The organism is Ochrobactrum sp. PL_is501, assembly GCF_055816895.1.
The window spans coordinates 13,532-34,766 of the sequence record NZ_JBVPGR010000027.1 but is presented as its reverse complement, the minus strand read 5'-3'; the positions used below and the strand labels follow the sequence as shown (position 1 = coordinate 34,766).

Here is a 21,235-nt window from a genome sequence, read left to right as displayed (position 1 = left end):
TCTGTTATTTCATGTCAGCCCACAGGTCTCGATCAGTCGGCCTTTTCGCCGGGCGCCGTGCGCGTATCGATATCGACCACGACGCTGAGGCCCGCGCGAATCTTGCCGGATTCCAGCGCTTCCTTCGGGATCATGATGCGCACGGGCACGCGCTGCACGATCTTGGTGAAGTTGCCGGTGGCATTTTCCGGTGGCAGCAGCGAGAACACGGCACCTGAAGCCGGAGCGATGGATGCGACCTTGCCGTCGAACTTCGTGCCGTCAAGGGCGTCGACATAAATATGCGCGGTCTCGCCGGTCTTGATGCTTGCGAGCTGTGTTTCCTTGAAATTCGCGTCGATATAAAGCTCGTTGACCGGGACGAGCGCGGCGATCTTCTGGCCCGGCGAAACGAGATCGCCCTTCTTGCCGGCAAGATTGCCGATCACGCCGTCAAACGGCGCGCGCAAGGTGGTGAAGGACAGGTCGCGGGCAGCTTTGTCGCGAGCAAGTTCCAGCGATTTCACCGTGCTTTCCGCTTCGCTATATTGGGCGTTGAGCACTTCGATATTGGCCTTCGCAGATGCAATCTGCGCATCGCTGCCTGCGACCTTGGCGCGAGCCTGATCCAGCGAGGACTGGGCCGTGTCCAGTTCGGCCTGGGCGACGAAACGCGTCTGGTGCAGTTTCTGCACGCGCGCAATCGTATTCTGCGCATTGGTCAGGACCGCGGTTGCGGCCTGCTTGTCGGCATTGGCCTGCTGGAGCACGGTCCCCGCGGCGTCGGTCTGCGCCTTGATGCGGATGAGCGTCTGCTTCTGGGTCGCAAGCTTCGCTTCGGCCTCATCGAGCGCGATCTTGTAGTCGCCCGCGTCGAGCTGGAAGATCACATCGCCAGCCTTGACCTGCTGGTTGGCAACCACGGGGATATTTTCGATATAGCCGGTGACCTTCGGCGCGATGGAGGCAATATCGCCGTGCACATAGGCGTCGTCGGTCGAAACCATGAAACGTCCGACCGTCCACCAGTCATAGGCGAACCACAGGCCGCCTGCGACCGCGACCGTCAGAATGCCGGGCAGCAGGACGCGTTTGCCGAAGCCTTTCTTCTTGCCTCCCTTGGCGGTTTCCCCGGGAGCGGCTTCCTGCGGGTTGGGGACGGTATGGGGCTGCGATCTCTCGCTCAGCGGTGCCTCATTCGTCGCCGGCTGGGTCGCCGAGGCGAAGTTCTTGGCGTTGGGGAACGGATGAATATCGGCCTTATCAACGGACTTCGGGGCGGACATAGGAAAACTTTCTGCACATCCTTCGGATTGAACCGCTCGGTTCGATGTTGACATAGATCAATAAGATGCGCATATCAAGAGGATATCGAACCGATTGGTTCGAAAAAATTATGAGTCTCGAAGAATGAAACCCGATCGCAACACCAAAGGGCCAGCAGATACGATAGAGCATGACCGGAACCGGCATGATGAGAAAGATGTCGGCCGTCCCGGCGATGGCAAATCGTCCTGCACCGAAACGGAATGCGGTCGCACGCGGCTCGGCGCTGGCCAGGACCCTGCAAAGCGCCGCCAGATTCTCGAAGGTGCCCAGAACGTATTCCTGCGCATGGGGTTTGATGCCGCCAGCATGAACGACATCACGCGTGAGGCTGGCGTGTCGAAGGGAACGATCTACGTTTACTTCAACAGCAAGGAAGATCTCTTCGTTGCCTTGTGCGAGCATTATCGCCACACGATGTTCAGCGAGCTGATCGACAAGCTCGACAGCGGTTTCGAGAACCGTCAGGAACTGATCGATTTCGGCGTGGCGCTTGTGACGCTCATTACGTCCTCCAGCGCTATCCGCGCCCAGCGGATCGTGCTGGGCGTGAGCGACCGCAAGCCGGAGCTTGCCGCGCGGTTTTACGAACGCGGCCCGAAGCGCAGCCTCGTGGTCATGTCCGAATATCTCCAGCGGATGATCAAAAATGGCCAGCTCAAGCCGTTTGATACCGAGCGGATGGCCTACCAGCTTTCTGATCTGTTCCTGTCCAGCCTCTACAGACCCCGCCTGTTTGGCGCCCTGTCGGAGCCGCCATCGGCAGAGACGATTCGCAACAATGTCGAGCTTGCCGTCGATTTCTTCTACCGCGCTTATGGCACTGAGAACGAAGTTGTTCTGAAATAGAACAGTCGGGGCGCTCGGGGCCTCGTACTCAAGAAAACTTTACCGCCGAACCAATTATGTTCTCAATTGAGCCATATTTTGGCGCGGGTTTTATGTGCAATTCTTTGCCATCGATTAATTGTGGGTTGTCAAAAGCCCTGTTTTTTTTGTCACTTATTAAAAAGATTGAATGGCTTCAGGCGACGATTCGCCTTCTCTAGAATAAGGTTAAAATCGCCCGCCAGCACCAAGGACATTATTATAATGACACTCGATCTGATCCATTTTCCGAATTTTAAGAAGACATTTTTTGGAACATCATTCCAGAGCGATACACTGGCCCTGCTGACAAGAATTCGCGACGAAATCGGCTGTCGCCACATCCTGCACACTTATCGCGGACGGATGGGCGATTGCGCGAAAACCAATGCCTCCGACCTCACTGTTGTGATGACCGTGCCTTCCAACTGGGCGGCGCGCTACTCGACCAAGAACTATTTCGTCATCGATCCGATCTTTCGGGAAGACTCGCCCTATTTCAAGGATGATGTCAGCGGCATCGTTCGTGACCTTCAGGAAGAAGCCGACGAGTGCCCCGCCGTCGCTGAAATGCTGCAGGATGCGGAAAAGCACGGATTGGGCAATATTTTTATTGCCGTCTCTGCCCGTAGCCAGAAAGGTGCGCCCGGCTGTTCCCTGTTCAGCTTCGAGATCAGCCCCGACGAGGATCGCGAGCAGTTCGTGGCCAAGCTTCGTCCGCGCCTGCTGAGCCTGTCCGGGATCATTCATTCCTCCCTGTGCGACTGCAAGGATATCGCTACGGTCTCAAGTCTTCTGACCCCGCGTGAAATCGACTGCCTGCGCTGGGCGGCAAACGGCAAGACAGACGGCGAGATTGCGGAAATTCTGAACATCGCCCGCTGGACTGTCGTGACTTATCTCCAGAACGCGAAGATCAAGCTCAACTGCTCCAACCGTACTTCGGCCGTGGCGACAGCGCTATCGCTGGGCCTGATCGAAATGCCGGAAACGCATCATCTGAGCTGATCCTGCGGCTGCGTGAAGAAAAAATACCGGATGCTTTCATGCATCCGGTATTTAAACATATTGTCGCGAAAATCGGCGAGATGTTTCCCGAAAAGGGAACCGCTTCAGGCCCGTTTTCGAAGCGGCAGGCGGGCGGCGTCGAAGGCGTTGGCGAGCCTTGCCGTGTTCTTGGCCGGGTCCTCGTCCGCATCCTCGAAAGCGATGTGGTTCAGTTCGATCCCCGCCGTCTTGTCGGTCAGCGTCAGCCGAAAATAGGCATAGACGCCCTGATTGCGAAACTCCATGTCCAGCACGATGGCAGGCGGCGACTGCCAGTCGCAGCGATATTCCCCGCCATGGCCGAGCTCCAGCGTGCCGGGAAAGAAGTAAAGCTCGGTCGCCGAACTGACAATATCGGCGATATTGGCAAAAAGCTCGCAGCGTATGAAGGCAATGTAGTCCGCCGGATCGACCAGACGAAGGTCGGTTGCGACTTCGCGCAGGTTCCCGGCAATGATCGCCTCGCGCTCGTTGGAGAATTGCAAGCTTTTCATGGTCTCACCGCCAATCTGGGGAACAGGCTGCCACTGTTCTGAAACATATAAATATCATGGCTATCCATTTGTTCTTATGCATGTCTTACTCCCAAAACCGGTTCCCACTTTTGGGAGACATGCTCTAATGTAATGCATGCCGCGTATTGATGACCCGGATCAGTTCGGCCACGGCCTTGTAGAATTCCGGTGCTATCATCTGGTCGACATTGACCTGTTTATAGAGCGCGCGCGCCAGCGGAACATCCTCGAATATCGGGATGGAATGCTGTGCGGCGATCTCCCTTATCTTCAGAGCGATCAGATCCTGCCCCTTTGCCACGACGACCGGAGCGGCATCCTGCTCAGGCTTGTAGCGCAGTGCTACGGAAAAATGAGTCGGATTTGCGACAATGAGCGTTGCCGTCGGCACGGTGTTGATCATGCGACGGCGCGCACGGTCGCGGCCCAATGAGCGCAGGCGCGACTTGACCAGCGGATCGCCTTCCGACTGCTTCAGCTCGTCTTTCACTTCCTGCCTAGTCATGCGCAGTTCCTGCCGCCAGTGAATGCGTGACCAGGCAAGGTCGAAACCGGCGATTGCAGTAATCGCCAGAACATTGGCGACGAGCAGGCGCACCATGTTCTCGCGCAGAAATTCCGGCAGGGCGCTCGGATCGGAGGCGACCGCATCGGTGAAAAGGCTGTTGCCGCTGAAGAAGACGATAAAGACGATGACGCTCGCCGCCAGGAATTTCGCCAGCGACTTGAGAAATTCGACCTGACCGGCGCGCCCGAAAATCCGCTGCCAGCCCTTGAGCGGGGATATGCGCGATGCCTGCGGGCGGATGCGTTCGCCAACGAAGCGCGGCGCATTCTGGAATGCGGAGGCTGCAATACCGGCAAGCGGGATGATGATGAAAACCGGCACCAGCGCTGCGCCGACAGCCAGCGCCAGCACACCGAACAGACGGCTTGCATCTTCCGCGCTGTTGAGGAGCCAGTCTTCGGGACGGTCGATCAGCTCGCGCAGGAAGACAGCCAGCTTCGTGGTGGCAGGTCCCGCGACAAAGACAGCGATAATCAGAAAGGAAGCAATACCGGCGAGGATCGGCGTTTCGCGGGAAAAGGGCATGTTGCCCTTTTCCAAGGCGTCGCGGATCTTCTGCTCGGTAGCTTCTTCTGTTTTGCTTTCCTTGTCAGCATCATCTGCCATGGGTCACACGAAATCAGGACGAAGCTTCGCTTGCGTCGAGGGTGATGATACCGCGCTCGGAAAGATCGATGGCGATACGGGCTATCGTGCGGCGCGCATCGGCGATGTTCTGCGCGGTGATGTTGCCCTGCTCGGCGCCAAGCTCGGTTTCCACCATGCGTCGGCCACGGGTCGAGAGCGAGGAGAGAACCAGTTCCTGAAGCCTTGTGTCGGCCCCACGCAGTGCGGTTGCGATCTGTTCCGTCTGCACTTCATCGAAGAGCAGCAGGCGCGCGCGCTGCGACAGGCGTTCAATGTCTTCGAAGGTGAAGAGCTTGGCCTTGATGCGGTTGAGATCGTCGCGGTTGAGGTCTTCGAGGCTCGCCATCAGTTCTTCCATCTCGCTTCTGTCGAGCTGGTTGAAGATGTTGGCGATCTGGCCGTGATGCGCCTTGACCGGACCGGAATCGCTGCGGCCCAGAAGGTCGCGCCGCAGCACGTCTTCCAGAAGTTCCACCGCCGCTGGCGCCACATTGCCGATATGGAGCGAGCGCTGCACGACGGCATTGCGCAACTGCGGCGGCAGGACGACGAACAGGCGGGCTGCAAGGTCGGACGGCAGCTTCGACACGATATAGGCGATGATCTGCGGATGCTGGTCGGTCAGATAGGCTTGCAGGCTTTCCACCGGCAGGCGTGCGAGCTGCACCCAGACCGATTCCTGAACGAGCTGCGGCTGGACACGGTCTTCGAGAACCGCATCGACCTCTTCCTGCGGTAGCGCTTCGCGCAGCAGGCCTTCGAAGCGCTGGGCAGCTTCCGAAACCGGAGCGCCTTCGGCAAAGGAATCCTCGAACTGCTTGACGAGCTGCTCGAAATCGAGCGGTGAAATCGGCTCCAGCGTGCGGGCATGACCGGCAAGCTTGCGCAGGTCCTCGGCATTGAAATGCTTGAGAAGACGCGCGGCGGCAGGCCGTCCGATGGCAACGAGGATCGCCGCCGCCTTTTGCGGGCCGGTCAGCGTATCGACGAGGCCGGTCGCGCCGCCTTCCATGTCTTCCGCAAGCGCCTGCTGTTCATTGTCGGCCATGGTCACGTCCGTTACTTGCCGATGATTTCGGTGAGGCTGACGCCGAAACGCGAGGAATCGTCTTCCAAAACGATCACTTCGCCACGCGCGATGACGCGGCCATTGACCACGATATCGACCGGATCGCCGATCTGCTTGTCGAGGGTGATGACCGCGCCGCGACCAAGCTTCATCAGATTGGCGACCGGCATGGTCGTGCCGCCAAGAACCACCTGCACATCGACGGGAATGCCCATGATGAGTTCGAGATTGGGCTTGGATGGACCTTTCTGGACGCTGCGCGGCTTTTCCTCGCGCAGTTCCTCAATGGCTTCGTCCAGTTCCTGCTGCATGTTCTTTTCCTTATTGTCCGCGCTCATGCCTGGCCTGCGAGATCTACGGTAGCTTTACGGACCGCGCGACGCACGAAAACCGGCAGTGCGTTCTTTTCCTTCGGAAGCGATTGTTCGGTGGCGATCCTGTCTTCGGTGCGTGCGCTGTCGGCGACGTTGCGCGCGTGGCGTATGTCGCGGGTCAGCGCCTTGCGCAGCCGGGTCAGCTCCTCGATTGCCTCTTCCATTTCGCGGCGCACGCGCTGCGTTTCGGCAAGACGGGCTTCAAGCTTGGTGTTTTCGTCAGCCAAAGCAGTGCCAAGATCGGCGCGCTCGCTCTGGATCGCCTTGACGGCGCGCTCCAGCCCGTTGGAGGCGGCAGCAATGCGCAGCGCCAATATCTTGCCGAGCTTGATCGTCTCGTTGGCCTTGCGGCCCACCACGATGAGCGCGCCAAGCGATGCAAGAGCCATCAATGTGGAAAGCACGTTAGCCAGCAACAAGCTCATCGATGAAATCCTCTTCCTGATTGACGGGGTCGCCGACCTTGACTGTGAAATGAATGCCCGATTTGCCGAGCGTGCACTTGAAAAGTTGCTGGTCGCCAGCGCGCAGGCGCACCTGCTGCATGGCGTCGGCAGGCAGTTTCAGAACCTGACCGATTTCCAGCATCGACAAGGCGTCCAGCGTCATCGATCCCTGCTGGATGAAGGCTTCGAGTTCGATGCGCGCGCGGCTGACTTCGTGGCGCATCTTCTTCGCCCAGCTCGGATCGGCCTGGTTCATCGGGCGGCGCAAAAAGGCTGCCACGGCATCCTGCATCGGCTTGTGCGTGCTGCGCGGCAGAAGCAGATGCACCTGCCCGGTCTTGCCCGCGGCCGTAACATCGATGCGGCAGACGAAAAGGCGCGAGCGCTCGAAATTCTCGCGGTCGAATTCGGCGGTATCGATGCATTCACCGGCGGCAAAAAGCGCCTGGCCGTTCGCTTGTCCGCTTCCGGCAAAGACCTGATCCAGCGAACCGGCGAGATGACCGGCCAGAAGCGCGGAAATCTTCTGTTCCAGCATGCCGAAGGGGCGTTCTTCGTCGACGATTCCGAGATTTCCCTGCGCGCCATACATGGCTTCGATCACGGAAAAAACGAGCGTGGCATCGGCGGCAAGATAAAGCGTGCAGCCCCAGCGCTCGGCCTTCAAGGGCGCGATGATCGCCGCCTTGTCGAGAATGTCGCCAAAGGCGGCATCGTCGATGCTTTCCACCTGACCCGCCTCAATGTCGAATGCGGCAGCGCAGCCGTGTTTCAGCCGGTCGCAGAAATGCGTCGAGGCATCCTTGAACACATGGGCAAGCGATTTCAGGTCATCGCCCGAAAGGCCTGCGGCGCGCAGCACATTCTCGGCCAGAACATCGGTTTTGCGGTTTTGTCCCAATGTGGCTGTTTCGGGGGTTGTCATCTTATGCCGCCTGCTGGGTCGGCGCGCTCGCCATGGTTTCCTGCTCGACCACATCGATGGTCGGACGATCATAGGCGGAGATGGTCTTGCGGCCATATTCCACGGCGATCTGCGGCAGGGAGCCGTTCATATAGGCGAGAAGCGTCTGCTTCACGACGATATAGAGGCGATTGTTCTTTTCGCGGGTCGATTTGATCTTGGCTGCGATCGGGCCGACGACGCCGTAGGAGAAGAAGATACCGGCAAAGGTGCCGACGAGGGCGGCGCCGATCAGATGGCCCAGCACCTCCGGCGACTGGTCCAGCGCGCCCATGGCCTTGATGACGCCAAGCACGGCGGCGACGATGCCGAGTGCCGGAAGCGCTTCGGAAATGCTGACCATGGCGTGATAGGGCTTGAGCTTGTCGCGGGCGATGGTGTGGATTTCCTCGTCCATCAGCGCCTCGATTTCATGCGAGCGCACATTGCCGACAATGATGAGGCGGCAATAATCGCAAATGAAATTGGTGAGGTCCTCTTTCTTCAAGACGCTCGGATAAGCCTGGAAGATCGGCGATTCCTTCGGATTGTCGATATGCACTTCCACTTCATTGCGCGACTTGGCGCGCAGCTCGCGCATCAGGCTGTAGAGCACGCCCAGAACGTCGAGATAGTCGCGCTGCTTGGGAACGGCATTGCTGAATGCCTCCATGCAGGCGCGGCCCGTGTCCTTCACCAGCGAAAACGGGTTGGCGATGAAGAAGGTGCCGAGTGCCGCACCCAGAATGATGACGAATTCCCACGGCTGGATGAGCACGCTGACATGTCCGCCCATGGCGATAAAGCCGCCCAGCATACAGCCCAGTGTGATGACAAGACCGACAATAATGCCCAAAGCTCGAGACTCCCGCCTACATTCTGTTTGCAGGGAACCTAAGCGCTGCGCCTTGCGCGAACCTTGTCTGGGGAAGCCAGCTTTGGCCAGCTTCGGACAAGCTTGACCTTTCATAAAGAGCGTAAATTTCAGCAGGGGGTCATGCGCATGGTCGATACGATGACGAGCTATCGCCTGATCGCGTCGAATATGGCGCGGTCGTTGCAGCGTGTTTCGAAGGAACCGATGGTGGAGCGGGAAACCGCCTACTACAAGGAGAATATCGGCAAGGTGAAATCCATCGATGATTTCATGGCCGACAGCCGCCTTTATAATTATGCGATGAAGGCGTTCGGCCTGGAGGACATGGCCTTCGCCAAGGCGTTCGTGCGCAAGATATTGACGGAAGGCATCAAGAGCGACGATGCCATGGCCAACAAGCTGACCGACAAGCGCTACAAGGAATTTGCCACCGTCTTCGATTTTGCGGGCAAGGGCGCGGAGGCGACCCAGAGCACCGCTGCGCAGCAGGGCGTCGTGGACAAATATGTTCGCCAGACGCTGGAGACGGAAGCGGGAAGCCAGAATGAAGGCGTGCGGCTGGCGCTCTATTTCCAGCGCAAGGCGCCGACGATCACCAATGCCTATGAAATCCTTGGCGACAGGGCGCTGGTATCGATGATCCAGACGACCTTCGGCTGGCCATCCTCGATATCCAATGCCGATATCGACAAGCAGGCGAAGATGATCGAGGACAAGATCGACTTCACCAAAATGTCCGATCCCGATTATGTCTCGAAGCTGATTTCCCGATTTACCGCCATGTATGAGATGAACAACCCGACCGCGAGCAGCCCGGCGTCGATTGCGTCCCTGCTTCTGGGCGGTACGTCTTCGGTCGGCATTTCGATGGACATCTTGAGCACCTTGCAGAACTTCAAGCCGGGCGGGCGCTAGGCGATGCAGAATAATTCGATCTATGTCGGGCTTTCCTCGCTCATCACGCTGGAACGGCGGATGGATTCCATTGCCCAAAACATCGCCAATGTCTCCACGGTCGGCTTCCGGGGCGAGGGCACCAAGTTCGAAACCATCGTTTCGAGCAAGGCCAGCGACGATGTGAGTTTTGCCACCGCAGGCAAGAGCTTCATCCGCACCGAGGCAGGCCCGATGATCAAGACCGACAATCCGCTGGATGTCGCGGTCAAGGGCGATGTGTGGATGTCTGTCTCCACGCCGCAAGGCCAGATCTATACGCGGGACGGGCGCATGAACATGCTGCCGACGGGCGATCTCGTCACCGTCACCGGCCATCCGGTTCTCGATGTCGGCGGCGCGCCCATCGTGCTCAATCCGGCTGGCGGCGCGCCGAAGATTTCGAGCGACGGCGCGATCTACCAGAATGGCGCGCAGATCGGCGCCATCGGTCTCTTCACCATTCCCGCCGATGCCGACCTTACCTATGCGGGGACGTCCGGCGTGATCCCGAACAAGCCCGCCCAGCCGGTGGCCGATGACAACAGCGTCGGCGTCGTGCAGGGCATGATCGAGGGGTCGAATGTCGATGCCATGACGGAGATGACCCGCCTCATCAGCGTGAGCCGCGCCTTCGAGCAGGTCAATAATCTGCTGGCGCAGCAGGAGACCACCGTCTCCGAAGCCATCAAGACGCTGGGCTCCAGAAACGGATGACGCCTGACCTGCCGCTCTCCCGTCTTGCCGCTTTTGCCCGCCAGCAGTCGGTGGCACATAAGCCGCTCACCGGCATTGGCGGAACGGTGAGCGATGTGTCGCGTTCGGCGATTGCCGTGCGCGGGCTTTCGCGCGATGCGCGGCTGGGCGATGCGGTGGCGATCCATGCGCAAGGCAATCAGTGCCTTGCCGAGATCATCCGGGTGGCGGATGCGCAGGTGCTGGTAAAACCCTTTGACGACCGCATCATTCCCTCGCTTGGCGCAGCGGTTTTCGAGGAAGGGCCGCTCAATATCCGCCCGGCGCCGGAATGGCGCGGGCGCGTCATCAACGCGCTGGGCCAGCCGATTGACGGCAAGGGAGCCTTGCAGCCCGGCACGCGGCCCATGGCGTCCGAGAGCCTTGCACCGGCGGCCTTGCGCCGCGCGCGGGTGGATCGCGGTTTGCGGACCGGCGTCAATGTCATCGATATTTTCACGCCGCTCTGCTTCGGCCAGCGCATCGGCATCTTTGCGGGTTCGGGCGTCGGCAAGTCGACGCTGCTCGCCATGATGACGCGCGCGGCGGATTTCGACACGGTGGTGCTGGCCCTGACCGGCGAGCGCGGACGCGAAGTGCGCGAGATGCTGGAAGAAACCATGGCCGGCCATCTCGACAAGACCATCACGGTGGTTGCGACGGGCGATGAAAGCCCGATGATGCGCCGCCTCGCGCCCAACACCGCGACCGCCATTGCCGAATATTTCCGCGACCTTGGCCATAATGTCCTGCTGATCGTCGATTCCGTCACGCGCTTTGCCCATGCCGCGCGCGAGGTGGCGATCGCGGCGGAAGAGCCGCCGGTTTCGCGTGGCTATCCGCCAAGCGTCTTCAGTCAGCTGCCGCGCCTTCTGGAGCGCGCGGGACCGGGCATCACGGAAGCGGGCGGCAGCATCACCGGCATCTATTCGGTGCTGGTCGATGGTGACGATCATAACGACCCGGTTTCCGACACCATTCGCGGCACGCTGGACGGCCATATCGTGCTCGACCGCGCGATTGCTGCGCAGGGGCGCTTTCCGGCGGTCGATATTCCGGGTTCGGTCTCGCGCCTTGCAAAGCACAACTGGACGCCGGAACAGCGCAAGCTGGTCAGCCAGTTGCGGAGCATGGTCGCCCGTTTCGAGGAAACGCGCGATCTGCGCGCCATCGGCGCCTACCAGAAAGGCCATGACGGCCTTCTGGATCAGGCGGTCGACCTTGTGCCGCGTATCTATGATGCCTTGCAGCAATCGCCGGAAACCGGCCTATCGGACGATCCCTATAACGACCTTGCCGCGGCACTGCGCGGCGACAGACAGGCGCAACACGCATGATGACGGGCTTTCGCAAGACAAAGGAAGAAAAACTCCTTGCAGACCTGACGGCGGAGGTGGAAGCCGCCGCACGGCAGGAGGGCATGAAGAAGCCGCAAAGCAAGGTGGACCGCTATCTGAAGATCGCGGCCATCACCCTTGCTGCGGGAAGCGCGATGCTGCCCTTCATCACCTATTTGCAGCGCGCCGATCTGGGCGCGCCGGAAAAGGCGGAGCGCAAGATCATCGATCCGCTCGACCGCTCGGAGCAGAAGACGGTGCGCCGCTTCCCGTCCTTCCGCCCGTCCGAACAGGTCGCGCCCAACGCCGATGTGGACGATACGATGACGGGTTCCGTCATGTCGAACGGCAAGGGTCTTCCGGGAACAGGTGCAGGCGGCGACGGCGATGGCGGCGACGGGCAGGCCATGCCCAAGCCGGTTTTCGCGCTGCGCGAGGTGGTCGGCGGCATGGCGATGATCGAGGATACATCCGGCTACTGGTTCGTTGAAAAGGGCTCGCTGCTGCCCGATGGCAGCCGCCTTGTTTCCATCGGTCGCGGCGCGGGCACATGGCAGCTTACGACGTCGTCCGGCGATGTGATCCAGAAGACGCCGTAAGCCATTTTTCAGGTCCCCGCCAAGGGCGGTTTCCGGTCCGGTTTGAATTGAACCGTTGGAAAGGCTCTAACTATTTGTTTTGTCGCATTTTCCAACGCAAAACCGCTTCGCACTTTTGCTGGAAATGCTTTAATCAGAACTCATATTTCATGATGCGTTCGCCGCAGATCACCTCTCCCGTCATCCGGAAGCCTGTCTGCTCATAGAGGCGCTGGGCGCCATCGTTGCCCGGCTGAAGGCCGAGAATGACGAAGGGGCAATCCGGCAGTTCTGATAGCAGGCCCAGCAATTGCTTGAGGGCTGCGCGGCCATAGCCCTTGCCCTGATGGCGCGCGTCGATCATGAGGCGATAGATCCAGTAGTTTCCATCGTCTTCATCCAGGGCATACATGGCAAAGCCGACCGGCTCGCCTCCGGCCCGGATAAGGAGCGGAACACAGGCCGGGTTCTCCTCAGCGTCTTCCAGCGATTCCTCATTGCTGGCCACAAAGTCCTGCTGATGCGGATGAGGATGCAGGGCTATCACCTGCGGGTAATCTGCCTGCCTGACCGGTTCGAGGGTCACGGCGGTATCGTTTGCAGCGCGAGGCTGTCCATTCTGTTTCATGACAGTGGGTTCCTGTAAGGCGCACGAGTTGGGCGTCCGGATGGACGCACGGCGCTCCAAGTTTCGATAGGATGCCCGCTGGCCGATAGGAAACGCTTTAAACGGTCGCGCCTTGGCGCGTTCCAAAACCAGCGAGCGTGGCAAATTCTGTCTTGTTCAGCATGTCGCACCTCCCGGTTCGCGTTGACGATGGCTTGCAGTTAGCCGCTTTCCTGGCATCACGCAAGTCTCGCACAAGATTCGCTGTGTAGGTTAACGAACAGTGAATAAGGATGGCGGGTAATAGTTATGGGGCCGATTCATCTCTTCGATCTGGCCGCAAGGCAGGCGCAGTGGCTGTCGGTAAGGCAGGCCACGGTCGCGGGCAATGTTGCCAATGCGAATACGCCTGATTTTCGTGCGCGTGATGTGCAGCCTTTTGCGGATGTGCTGGACAAGACGCAGCTCACCATGGCGGCCACCAGCCCCTTGCATCTGGAAACCGGAGCCGATGGGATCGCGGCCACGCGCCTGCGCCCCGACGACATCACCGAGCAGACCCATTCGGGCAATACGGTGGATGTCGAACAGGAAATGATGAAGGCCGGTGAGATTGCCCGCGAATATTCGCTCAACACAAGCATCGTGAAGGCGTTCCACCGCATGATGCTGTCGGTTGCGAAGGGATAGTCATGTCTTCCGATGCCTTGCAGAGCACATTGAAGATCGCAGCGTCGGGCCTTTCGGCCCAATCGACGCGTCTGCGCATCGTTTCCGAAAACATCGCCAATGCGCAGTCGACCGCCAAGACCGCCGATGCCGATCCCTATCGCCGCAAGACGGTTTCGTTCCGCACCGAGCTGGAACAGGGCACCGGAGCCGCCGAAGTCCGCATTGCGGAAGTCGGCAAGGATACGTCGCCCTTCGTCGAGCAATACGAGCCGAGCCATCCCGCAGCGGATGAGCGCGGCTATGTCCGCTATCCCAATGTCAACATGGTCGTTGAAATGGCGGACATGCGTGAAGCCAATCGTTCCTATGAAGCCAATTTGCAGGTCGTGAAACAAGCCCGTGAGCTGATCTCCATGACCATCGATCTCTTGAGGAGCACATAATGTACGACTCGATCATGAGCATTTCGGCGCGCAATGCCCTGTCGCGCCTTTCCGAGACGGTCGCCGAAAAGGGCGTGGGTTCGGCCTCCGCGCCGCAGGCGGTTCCGGCCGCTCCCGGCGCTTCGTTCGGCGAAGTCCTGTCGCAGATGACGGATTCCGTCGGCCAGAAATTGCAGGCGGCAGAGGCAACCTCCATTCAGGGCATCAAGGGCGATGCGCCGGTGCGCGACGTGGTCAGCTCCGTCATGGAAGCCGAACAGTCGCTCCAGACCGCCATCGCGATCCGCGACAAGATCGTGCAGGCATATCTCGAAATCAGCCGTATGCCGATCTAGCGTCTGATCCAAAAGTCGCCGTTTGCAACCCGCATGGCGACTTGTGATTCAGACTTCTGTCCAGACGAGAGATTAAGGACGCGCCATGAAAGCCCTGACGATTGCCGCAACAGGCATGAACGCCCAGCAGCTCAATCTGGAAGTGATCGCCAACAATATCGCCAATATCAACACGACCGGCTTCAAGCGTGCGCGGGCCGAGTTTACCGATCTGCTCTATCAGTCGGAGCGGACGGCGGGCGTGCCCAATCAGGCGAACCAGGCCATTGTGCCGGAAGGCGCGCTGGTTGGCCTTGGCGTGCAGACGGCGGCGGTGCGCAATCTCCACATGCAGGGCAGCTTCAACCAGACCGGCAATCCCTATGACGTGGCGCTGACCGGGCGCGGCTGGTTTCAGATCCAGAGCCCGACGGGCGAGACGCTTTATACCCGCGCCGGCGCGTTCAACAAGAATGCCGACGGCCAGCTCGTGACGCTCGACGGCAACCCGGTCGAACCGGCAATCACCATTCCGCCGGACGCTATCGAGGTGACGATCAGCGATACGGGGCAGGTGTTCGCGAAATTGCAGGATCAGGTCAATCAGGTCGATCTCGGCCAGCTGACCCTTGCGAACTTCACCAACGAGGCGGGGCTGGAGCCGCTCGGCGGCAATCTCTACCGCGAAACGGAAGCATCCGGCGGTCCGCTGGTCGGCGTTCCGGGTGATCCGGGCTACGGCTCGATCAAGCAGGGCTATCTGGAAGCGTCGAATGTCGATCCGGTGAAGGAAATCACCGATCTCATCACCGCACAGCGCGCCTATGAAATGAATTCCAAGGTCATTCAGGCTGCCGACGAAATGGCGGCGACCGTGTCGAAGAACCTGCGCTGACGGTGATGGCGATGCGGCTGGTGAAAGCAATCTTACGGAAAACAGGGCTGGCGCTTGCAGGCGGGTTGCTGCTCGCGGCAACAACCGGTGCGGTTGCTGCCGACCGCATCGCTTTTGTCGTGCCTTCCGCCACCGTTTATCCCGGCCAGATCGTGAGCGATACGGTGCTTCTGGAAAAGCAGTTCTTCATCAATGCACCGGCAGCGGCCCAATATGTGCTGTCGCCCGATCAGGCGGCGGGCAAGGTGGCGCGCAAGACTCTGCTTCCCGGCAAGCCTATCCTTGTTTCGGCCCTGGGCGAGCCGTCGCTGGTCACGCGCGGCGTTCCGGCACCTCTGGTCTTTACCGCCGGTACGCTGACCATAACAGCCATGGGCACACCGCTCGAATCCGGTGCGGCTGGCGATTTCATCAAGGTTCGCAACGTTGACAGCGGCATCATCGTGTCCGGCACGGTGCTGGCAAATGGTCGTATTCAGGTGGGGATGCAGTGAAGAAGACTTGCGCCGCCCTATTCACCGCTTTCGCACTCCTGTTCCAGCCCGTCGCAGGCTTTGCGGACGAGTCGTCGAAGAACGCGCGGGAATTCGGTTCCGCGGTGGATGCCGACGCCGATTGGCTGGGCTCCGGCGGTGATCCGTCCAAAATGGCTTATGCCGAGCTTGGCCGGGGCAGCGCGGTCGCGCGCCTGAAGGACATCGCCACCATTCAGGGCGTGCGTGAAAATCAGCTTGTGGGCTATGGTCTCGTCATCGGCCTCAAGGGCACGGGCGACAGCTTGCGCAATTCGCCGTTCACCGAACAGTCCATGCGCGCCATGCTGGACAATCTCGGCATCAGCGCTCCGCGCAATTCCACCCGCTCGAAAAACACCGCTGCGGTCATCGTGACCGCCAACCTGCCCGCCTTTGCCGGTGCCGGTTCGCGCATCGACGTCACGGTATCGTCGCTCGGCGATGCGACCTCCTTGCAAGGCGGTACGCTGGTCATGACCCAGCTTATGGGTGCCGACAACCAGATTTATGCCGTGGCGCAAGGCAATATGATCGTGTCCGGCTTTTCGGCGGAAGGCGAAGCCGCAAGCGTGACCCAGGGCGTGCCGACTTCCGGCCGTATCCCGAATGGCGCGCTGGTCGAGCGCGAAGTGGCGGGGAATTTCGGCAAGGAAAGCGAAATGATCGTCGAGCTGCGCGATCCCGATTTCACCACTGCCGTGCGCGCTGCCGATACGATCAATGTCTTCGCCAAGCGCCGTTACGGGCGCGGGGTGGCCATTGCCCGCGATGCCAAGACGATCCGTCTTTCGCGCCCGAAGAATGTGCCTGCCGCCCGTTTCCTGGCCGAGCTTGAGGGCCTGCCGATCACGACCGATGAGGTAGCCCGCGTGGTGGTGGATGAGCGAACCGGGACTGTCGTCATCGGCGAGAAGGTGCGCATTTCCAAAGTCGCTATCAGCCATGGCAGCCTGACTGTCCGGGTGACGGAAACGCCGATGGTCGTCCAGCCTGAACCGTTCAGCGACGGCGTGACGGCGGTTGAGCCGAACACCGATATCGCCGTCAACCAGCAGAACGCCAAGATCGGCATCCTGACCGGCGCGAACCTTGAAAATCTGGTGAAGGGCCTGAACCAGATCGGCGTGAAGCCGACCGGCATCATCGCGATATTGCAGGCCATCAAGACATCCGGCGCACTTCACGCGGAACTGGTGGTGCAATGACCAAGGCTCGTAAAATGATCCGGTATGGCTCGGCAGCGATGCTGTTTCTGGCAGCGTCCGTCCCCGCTTTCGCCGATCCGCCCGCACTCGGCAATCTCGATGAAATTCGCAAGTTCTGCGGCAATATCGATGATCAGGCGGCGGATGCGCGCTATGCGCTGCAAACCCGCCAGCTGACAGAGCTGAAGGCCGATGTCGAAGAGCGGATGCGGGCGCTTGAGGAAAAGCGCCGGGAATATGAAATGTGGCTGAAGCGCCGCGACGAGTTCGTCAGCAAGGCGCAGGATTCGCTGGTCGACATCATCTCGAAGATGAAGCCGGAGGCGGCGGCGGCGCAGATGACGCTGATCGGCGACGAGGCGGCGGCGGCCCTGATCCTCAAGCTCAACCCGCGCGTTTCCAGCATCATCCTCAATGAAATGCCGCCGGAAAAGGCGGCCAAGCTTGCCCGCGTCATCGTCGGCTCGCAGCGCACCTCGACCGCGCCGCAGCCCGCCAGCGACCAGCGCGCCGCAGCGCAGACCGGGAATACGGTGCAATGAAGAACAGCATGAACAAAGCGACCCTTGCAGCAGCAACCCTGATCCTTCTGGCCGGTTGCGCGACCAAGCCGGAGGAGATCGGCCGCGCGCCTGACCTGTCGCCGGTCGCGGCCAATCTCGGCATGCAGAACAATCCGCAGTTCAACGGCTATCCGGCGCGCCCGAGCAAGGCGTCCTATTCGCTCTGGGATCAGCGTTCGACCAATTTCTTCAAGGACCCGCGCGCCGCAACGCCCGGCGATGTGCTGACCGTCATCATTTCCATCAACGACCGCGCCAATCTGGATAACAAGACGGACCGCGAGCGCGTGTCGAAGGGCATCTACGGCGCGGGCGGTTCGTTCGCGACCAGCAGCATTACGGGCGCGGCGGCTGGCGGCGACATGGACGCTTCGGTCAACACCCATTCCGACAGCAAGTCGAAGGGCAAGGGCACCATCGAGCGCAGCGAGGATATCCGCCTGCAGGTCGCAGCCATTGTCACCGATACGCTGCCGAACGGAAACATGATCATCCGTGGCTCGCAGGAAGTGCGGGTGAACAATGAATTGCGCGTGCTGAATGTCGCTGGCGTCGTGCGTCCGCGCGATATTTCCGGCAACAACACGATTTCCTACGACAAGATTGCCGAAGCCCGCATTTCCTATGGCGGTCGCGGACGACTGAGCGAGATTCAGCAGCCGCCTTACGGCCAGCAGATTCTCGATCAGGTTTCTCCCTTCTAAGGCATACCGGATATGAGCGACACGACGGCAACGGAAAAGGACGGCAAGGCGAAAAGCTCGCTGACAGGGCTTCTGGCGGCGCTGGCGATCCTGACCGTCATCGCCGGTGGCGGCGGCTGGTATCTGGGCGGCATGATTTCCGCCGACCGGCAGGCATCGGCTAGGCCGTCGGGCAAGGAAGACAAGCCGAAACAGGGTGACTTTGAATCGCGCTCCATCGGTACTGTCGTGCCCTTGCAGCCGATTGTGACCAATCTCGGCATTCCGCAGGATACGTGGGTGCGGCTTGAGGCGTCGCTGGTGGCAAAGCCCGGACATGAAATTCCGGCGGCGCTGGCGGCGAGCGTCGGCGATGATTTCCTGAGCTTCCTGCGCAGCGTCAATCTCATGCAATTGCAAGGCGCGGCGGGGCTTGCCTATCTGCGCGCCGATCTGGAAGAACGCGCGCGCCTGCGTTCGGAAGGCGCGGTCGACCGCGTCTTCATCTCGGCGCTGGTGGTAGAATGAAGAAGCTCCTTGGCCTCGGCGTCGTTCTGACGCTCGCCCTCACGGTGTCCGCTCAGGCGCAGCAGGCGCTGACGCTCGACAACCTGCTTCCGGCAGGCAGCGGTGCGGCGAGCGGCCAGATCGTGCAATTGTTCGGCCTTCTGACGGTGCTTTCCATTGCGCCGGGCATTCTCATCATGGTGACGAGCTTCACGCGCTTCGCCATCGCCTTTTCGCTTTTGCGTTCGGGCCTCGGCCTCCAGACCGCGCCCGCCAGCATGGTGATGATTTCGCTTGCCCTGTTCATGACGTTCTATGTCATGGCGCCCGCCTTCGACCGCGCGTGGAACAACGGCGTGCAGCCCCTGATGCGCAACGAAATCACCCAGCAGGCGGCTTTCACCGAAATTTCCCAGCCGTTCCGCGAATTCATGCTGGGTCAGGTGCGCGACAAGGATCTGCGGCTCTTTGAAGATCTCGCCGATCCGTCTTTCCGCACCGGCGATAACGGCATTGTCGATTTCCGCGTGCTGGTTCCCGCCTTCATGATTTCGGAACTGCGGCGCGGGTTTGAAATCGGCTTCCTGATCGTGCTGCCCTTTCTGGTGATCGATCTCGTCGTGGCGACGCTCACCATGTCCATGGGCATGATGATGCTGCCGCCGACGGTGATCTCGCTGCCGTTCAAGATTCTGTTCTTCGTGCTGATCGACGGCTGGAACATACTGGTCGGAAGCCTGATACGTTCGTTCTCGTAGACTGGAACGAGCTGACAAACCGCAGCTCGTTGTCGTCTTCAGTTGTTGATGCGGACGGTCAGCTTGTAGTCGCAGGTGTCATGATTGACCTCTTCGGCTACAAGAGTGCAGGTGGGGCTGCTACCGGTACCATCGGATTTCAAGAAATGCCGACTATAACCTGCAGCCTTGCATCCAGGTGTTGGGTTGGTGAAGCTCGGTCCTTCAGCATAAACCGTCAACTGACACGACTTATAGACGGTGTTGTCGGAATAGCGATACCGCGCAATCATCGAACGCAGATATGTATCATCTTCCGCCTTGTGTGTGAGGACGCCCGTTGCACCATTTGCGATGGTCGACGGTCGCGTGCACTTTCCATCCGGATTGCATGCGCCTTGCGTATAACTGATAGACTTGCCCGCATTGTTGATCCAGTTCACCGTGATTTGATTGTCGGCCAGTGCGGTCGACGCGGCTACAAGCGAAACAGCCAGAGTTAAAAAACGAAGCATTGATCTTCCCTCCATTAATTGACGCGGAAGGAACATACAGCGAACATTGCGGGTGGGGATAAATTTGGATCGGTGAACCGCTTGATGAAAAAGACAGTCCTAATTAAAATTTGAGCGGATTATTTAGTAATCTCTTAATATTTGAGGCTTACGATGATCTTCATGGTGGGTTTCCGCGCGTTACGCGGCAACAGGCATGATGCCGCTCCACCATGCCGGTAATCCAAAACCCGGCCTGTCCCTCAGATTGTTTTTCCCAAGGGGCAAAAAACTATGGCAAGTCTTCTGACTAATTCTTCCGCTCTGACCGCTCTCCAGAACCTCGCTTCGACGAATCGTGCGCTGGAAACCACTCAGGGCCGTATTTCCACCGGTCTGCGCGTTGGCGAAGCCGCCGACAACGCTGCTTATTGGTCCATCGCGACCACGATGCGTTCTGACAACAAGGCAAACTCTGCCGTTCAGGATGCTCTCGGCCTCGGCGCTGGCAAGATCGACACGGCCTACACCGCCATGAACAAGGCGATCGAAGTCGTAGACAAGATCAAGGAAAAGGTTGTTTCGGCAATCGGATCGAGCGCTTCCGACAAGGAAAAGATCCAGTCCGAAATCAAGGTCATGATCGACCAGCTGAGCAGCACCGCCAAGGGCGCGAACTATGCCGGTTCGAACCTGCTTGCTTCCGACACCGCAGGCGCAGCCGCCGGTTTCAGCGTCGTATCGTCCTATGACCGTGCATCTGACGGCACCGTCAAGGTTGGCAAGATCGACGTCGACACGTCCAATCTCGTTCTGACCAAGGCTGACGGCACGGCTGGCGGCGTTCTGGTTGACGTGATGGCTATCGATGTCAAGGCAGCAGCCGACGACGCCGCAATCGAAGCTTTCCTGGGCACCATCGAAACCGCAATGGGCAAGATGGCGAACGGCGCAGCTGAACTCGGCGCAGCAAAGTCCCGCATCAACATGCAGAAGGACTTTGTTTCGAACCTGTCCGACTCCATCGAAAAGGGCGTTGGCCAGCTCGTTGACGCTGACATGAACAAGGAATCGGCTCGTCTGTCGGCTCTTCAGGTTCAGCAGCAGCTCGGCGTTCAGGCTCTGTCGATCGCCAACTCGTCGAGCCAGTCGATCCTATCGCTGTTCCGCGGCTAATCTGGGTAACAGCAGGGCGCCGGGTTGCCGGCGCTCGCGAGTTCTCAGGCAAATCAGGGGTTCGCATCCGGACCGACCTGATCGGATCGGATGTCTTTGGGCGGAAAACGGGGCGCGGGATTTCATTCCGCGCCCCAATTCTTTCCCTGTCTCCAGAAACACCTGCTTTCATCCGCCGCCACTTTCGCGCAAGCTTCGCGGGC

Annotated in this window: 27 protein-coding genes; 17 read left to right on the top strand and 10 right to left on the bottom strand. The window is 59.8% G+C overall.

The genetic code is table 11. The features are described 5' to 3' along the window. Positions 1-32: 32 nt before the first annotated feature. Positions 33-1,265: an HlyD family secretion protein gene (locus tag AC0TOF_RS03445; RefSeq protein WP_473767233.1), complete on the bottom strand. Its 1,233-nt coding sequence runs from the start codon at positions 1,263-1,265 to the stop codon at positions 33-35. 124 nt (positions 1,266-1,389) lie between these two features. Here AC0TOF_RS03445 and AC0TOF_RS03440 point away from each other — a divergent pair, with 124 nt between their 5' ends. Further along, positions 1,390-2,154, top strand: a complete 765-nt coding sequence (locus AC0TOF_RS03440; RefSeq protein ID WP_473767232.1) for a TetR/AcrR family transcriptional regulator — start codon at positions 1,390-1,392, stop codon at positions 2,152-2,154. Positions 2,155-2,397: 243 nt separating this feature from the next. Next, on the top strand, positions 2,398-3,180 hold the full coding sequence (locus AC0TOF_RS03435; protein WP_122002732.1) for a LuxR family transcriptional regulator: 783 nt from the start codon (positions 2,398-2,400) through the stop codon (positions 3,178-3,180). Positions 3,181-3,284: 104 nt separating this feature from the next. On the opposite strand, the gene AC0TOF_RS03430 is transcribed toward AC0TOF_RS03435, so the two are convergent. The 7 genes from AC0TOF_RS03430 to motA form a co-directional block, all read right to left on the bottom strand. Then, entirely contained in the window at positions 3,285-3,713 is a 429-nt protein-coding gene (locus AC0TOF_RS03430) for a hypothetical protein (protein WP_122002733.1), read from the bottom strand. A 124-nt stretch (positions 3,714-3,837) separates the two neighbouring features. Continuing rightward, positions 3,838-4,908, bottom strand: coding sequence for a flagellar biosynthesis protein FlhB (gene flhB, locus AC0TOF_RS03425; protein ID WP_473767231.1), 1,071 nt, complete (start codon positions 4,906-4,908; stop codon positions 3,838-3,840). Between the two features lie 13 nt (positions 4,909-4,921). Then, on the bottom strand, positions 4,922-5,977 hold the full coding sequence (locus AC0TOF_RS03420; protein ID WP_473767230.1) for a flagellar motor switch protein FliG: 1,056 nt from the start codon (positions 5,975-5,977) through the stop codon (positions 4,922-4,924). An 11-nt stretch (positions 5,978-5,988) separates the two neighbouring features. Continuing rightward, a complete protein-coding gene (gene fliN, locus AC0TOF_RS03415; RefSeq protein ID WP_473767229.1) occupies positions 5,989-6,336 on the bottom strand; it encodes a flagellar motor switch protein FliN in 348 nt (115 codons plus the stop codon). Then, positions 6,333-6,797 (bottom strand): BAB2_0123 family type IV secretion system effector, encoded by a 465-nt coding sequence (locus AC0TOF_RS03410; protein ID WP_473767228.1) that lies wholly within the window; start codon positions 6,795-6,797, stop codon positions 6,333-6,335. The genes fliN and AC0TOF_RS03410 overlap by 4 nt, the downstream gene beginning before the upstream one ends. Beyond that, positions 6,778-7,743, bottom strand: a complete 966-nt coding sequence (locus AC0TOF_RS03405; protein WP_473767227.1) for a FliM/FliN family flagellar motor switch protein — start codon at positions 7,741-7,743, stop codon at positions 6,778-6,780. Before AC0TOF_RS03405 ends, AC0TOF_RS03410 begins: the two co-directional genes overlap by 20 nt. A gap of 1 nt (position 7,744) precedes the next feature. Beyond that, positions 7,745-8,617 (bottom strand): flagellar motor stator protein MotA, encoded by an 873-nt coding sequence (gene motA / locus AC0TOF_RS03400; protein ID WP_021585290.1) that lies wholly within the window; start codon positions 8,615-8,617, stop codon positions 7,745-7,747. A 147-nt stretch (positions 8,618-8,764) separates the two neighbouring features. Here motA and AC0TOF_RS03395 point away from each other — a divergent pair, with 147 nt between their 5' ends. The 4 genes from AC0TOF_RS03395 to AC0TOF_RS03380 are packed head-to-tail and all read left to right on the top strand — an operon-like array spanning position 8,765 to position 12,242. Then, a complete protein-coding gene (locus tag AC0TOF_RS03395; RefSeq protein ID WP_122002758.1) occupies positions 8,765-9,553 on the top strand; it encodes a DUF1217 domain-containing protein in 789 nt (262 codons plus the stop codon). Between the two features lie 3 nt (positions 9,554-9,556). After that, entirely contained in the window at positions 9,557-10,288 is a 732-nt protein-coding gene (flgF, locus tag AC0TOF_RS03390) for a flagellar basal-body rod protein FlgF (protein ID WP_122002738.1), read from the top strand. Beyond that, positions 10,285-11,643: a flagellar protein export ATPase FliI gene (gene fliI / locus AC0TOF_RS03385; RefSeq protein ID WP_122002739.1), complete on the top strand. Its 1,359-nt coding sequence runs from the start codon at positions 10,285-10,287 to the stop codon at positions 11,641-11,643. Before flgF ends, fliI begins: the two co-directional genes overlap by 4 nt. Further along, entirely contained in the window at positions 11,640-12,242 is a 603-nt protein-coding gene (locus AC0TOF_RS03380) for a hypothetical protein (protein ID WP_473767226.1), read from the top strand. Before fliI ends, AC0TOF_RS03380 begins: the two co-directional genes overlap by 4 nt. A 133-nt stretch (positions 12,243-12,375) precedes the next feature. Here AC0TOF_RS03380 and AC0TOF_RS03375 read toward each other — a convergent pair whose 3' ends face one another. Continuing rightward, positions 12,376-12,849, bottom strand: a complete 474-nt coding sequence (locus AC0TOF_RS03375; protein ID WP_473767225.1) for a GNAT family N-acetyltransferase — start codon at positions 12,847-12,849, stop codon at positions 12,376-12,378. Positions 12,850-13,137: 288 nt separating this feature from the next. Here AC0TOF_RS03375 and flgB point away from each other — a divergent pair, with 288 nt between their 5' ends. The 10 genes from flgB (at position 13,138) to fliP (ending at position 19,383) form a co-directional block, all read left to right on the top strand. Further along, the gene (flgB, locus tag AC0TOF_RS03370; protein ID WP_122002742.1) at positions 13,138-13,518 is read left to right on the top strand and encodes a flagellar basal body rod protein FlgB; all 381 of its coding nucleotides are present in this window, start codon (positions 13,138-13,140) and stop codon (positions 13,516-13,518) included. Positions 13,519-13,520: 2 nt separating this feature from the next. Next, the gene (flgC, locus tag AC0TOF_RS03365) at positions 13,521-13,943 is read left to right on the top strand and encodes a flagellar basal body rod protein FlgC (protein WP_112591981.1); all 423 of its coding nucleotides are present in this window, start codon (positions 13,521-13,523) and stop codon (positions 13,941-13,943) included. After that, entirely contained in the window at positions 13,943-14,278 is a 336-nt protein-coding gene (gene fliE / locus AC0TOF_RS03360) for a flagellar hook-basal body complex protein FliE (RefSeq protein ID WP_025091738.1), read from the top strand. The genes flgC and fliE overlap by 1 nt, the downstream gene beginning before the upstream one ends. Positions 14,279-14,363: 85 nt before the next feature. Beyond that, positions 14,364-15,152, top strand: a complete 789-nt coding sequence (gene flgG, locus AC0TOF_RS03355; protein ID WP_473767224.1) for a flagellar basal-body rod protein FlgG — start codon at positions 14,364-14,366, stop codon at positions 15,150-15,152. Positions 15,153-15,163: 11 nt separating this feature from the next. Continuing rightward, positions 15,164-15,646, top strand: a complete 483-nt coding sequence (gene flgA, locus AC0TOF_RS03350) for a flagellar basal body P-ring formation chaperone FlgA (RefSeq protein WP_473767223.1) — start codon at positions 15,164-15,166, stop codon at positions 15,644-15,646. Continuing rightward, entirely contained in the window at positions 15,643-16,872 is a 1,230-nt protein-coding gene (locus tag AC0TOF_RS03345) for a flagellar basal body P-ring protein FlgI (RefSeq protein ID WP_121985408.1), read from the top strand. Before flgA ends, AC0TOF_RS03345 begins: the two co-directional genes overlap by 4 nt. Further along, positions 16,869-17,414, top strand: a complete 546-nt coding sequence (locus tag AC0TOF_RS03340) for a MotE family protein (RefSeq protein ID WP_473767222.1) — start codon at positions 16,869-16,871, stop codon at positions 17,412-17,414. Before AC0TOF_RS03345 ends, AC0TOF_RS03340 begins: the two co-directional genes overlap by 4 nt. After that, a complete protein-coding gene (gene flgH, locus AC0TOF_RS03335; protein ID WP_122002745.1) occupies positions 17,411-18,139 on the top strand; it encodes a flagellar basal body L-ring protein FlgH in 729 nt (242 codons plus the stop codon). Before AC0TOF_RS03340 ends, flgH begins: the two co-directional genes overlap by 4 nt. A 12-nt stretch (positions 18,140-18,151) precedes the next feature. After that, positions 18,152-18,646 carry a flagellar basal body-associated FliL family protein gene (locus AC0TOF_RS03330; protein WP_121983501.1) on the top strand — a complete coding sequence of 165 codons (495 nt, stop codon included), beginning with the start codon at positions 18,152-18,154 and terminating at the stop codon, positions 18,644-18,646. Further along, positions 18,643-19,383: a flagellar type III secretion system pore protein FliP gene (fliP, locus tag AC0TOF_RS03325; protein ID WP_473767221.1), complete on the top strand. Its 741-nt coding sequence runs from the start codon at positions 18,643-18,645 to the stop codon at positions 19,381-19,383. Before AC0TOF_RS03330 ends, fliP begins: the two co-directional genes overlap by 4 nt. Before the next feature lie 38 nt (positions 19,384-19,421). Here the strand turns inward: fliP and AC0TOF_RS03320 are convergent, their stop codons facing one another. Next, positions 19,422-19,877: a hypothetical protein gene (locus AC0TOF_RS03320; protein WP_473767220.1), complete on the bottom strand. Its 456-nt coding sequence runs from the start codon at positions 19,875-19,877 to the stop codon at positions 19,422-19,424. A 273-nt stretch (positions 19,878-20,150) separates the two neighbouring features. On the opposite strand from AC0TOF_RS03320, the gene AC0TOF_RS03315 reads away from it, so the two are divergent. Continuing rightward, complete coding sequence (locus tag AC0TOF_RS03315; RefSeq protein WP_122002746.1) at positions 20,151-21,032, top strand: flagellin N-terminal helical domain-containing protein; 882 nt, start codon at positions 20,151-20,153, stop codon at positions 21,030-21,032. The last annotated feature ends 203 nt before the right edge of the window (positions 21,033-21,235 follow it).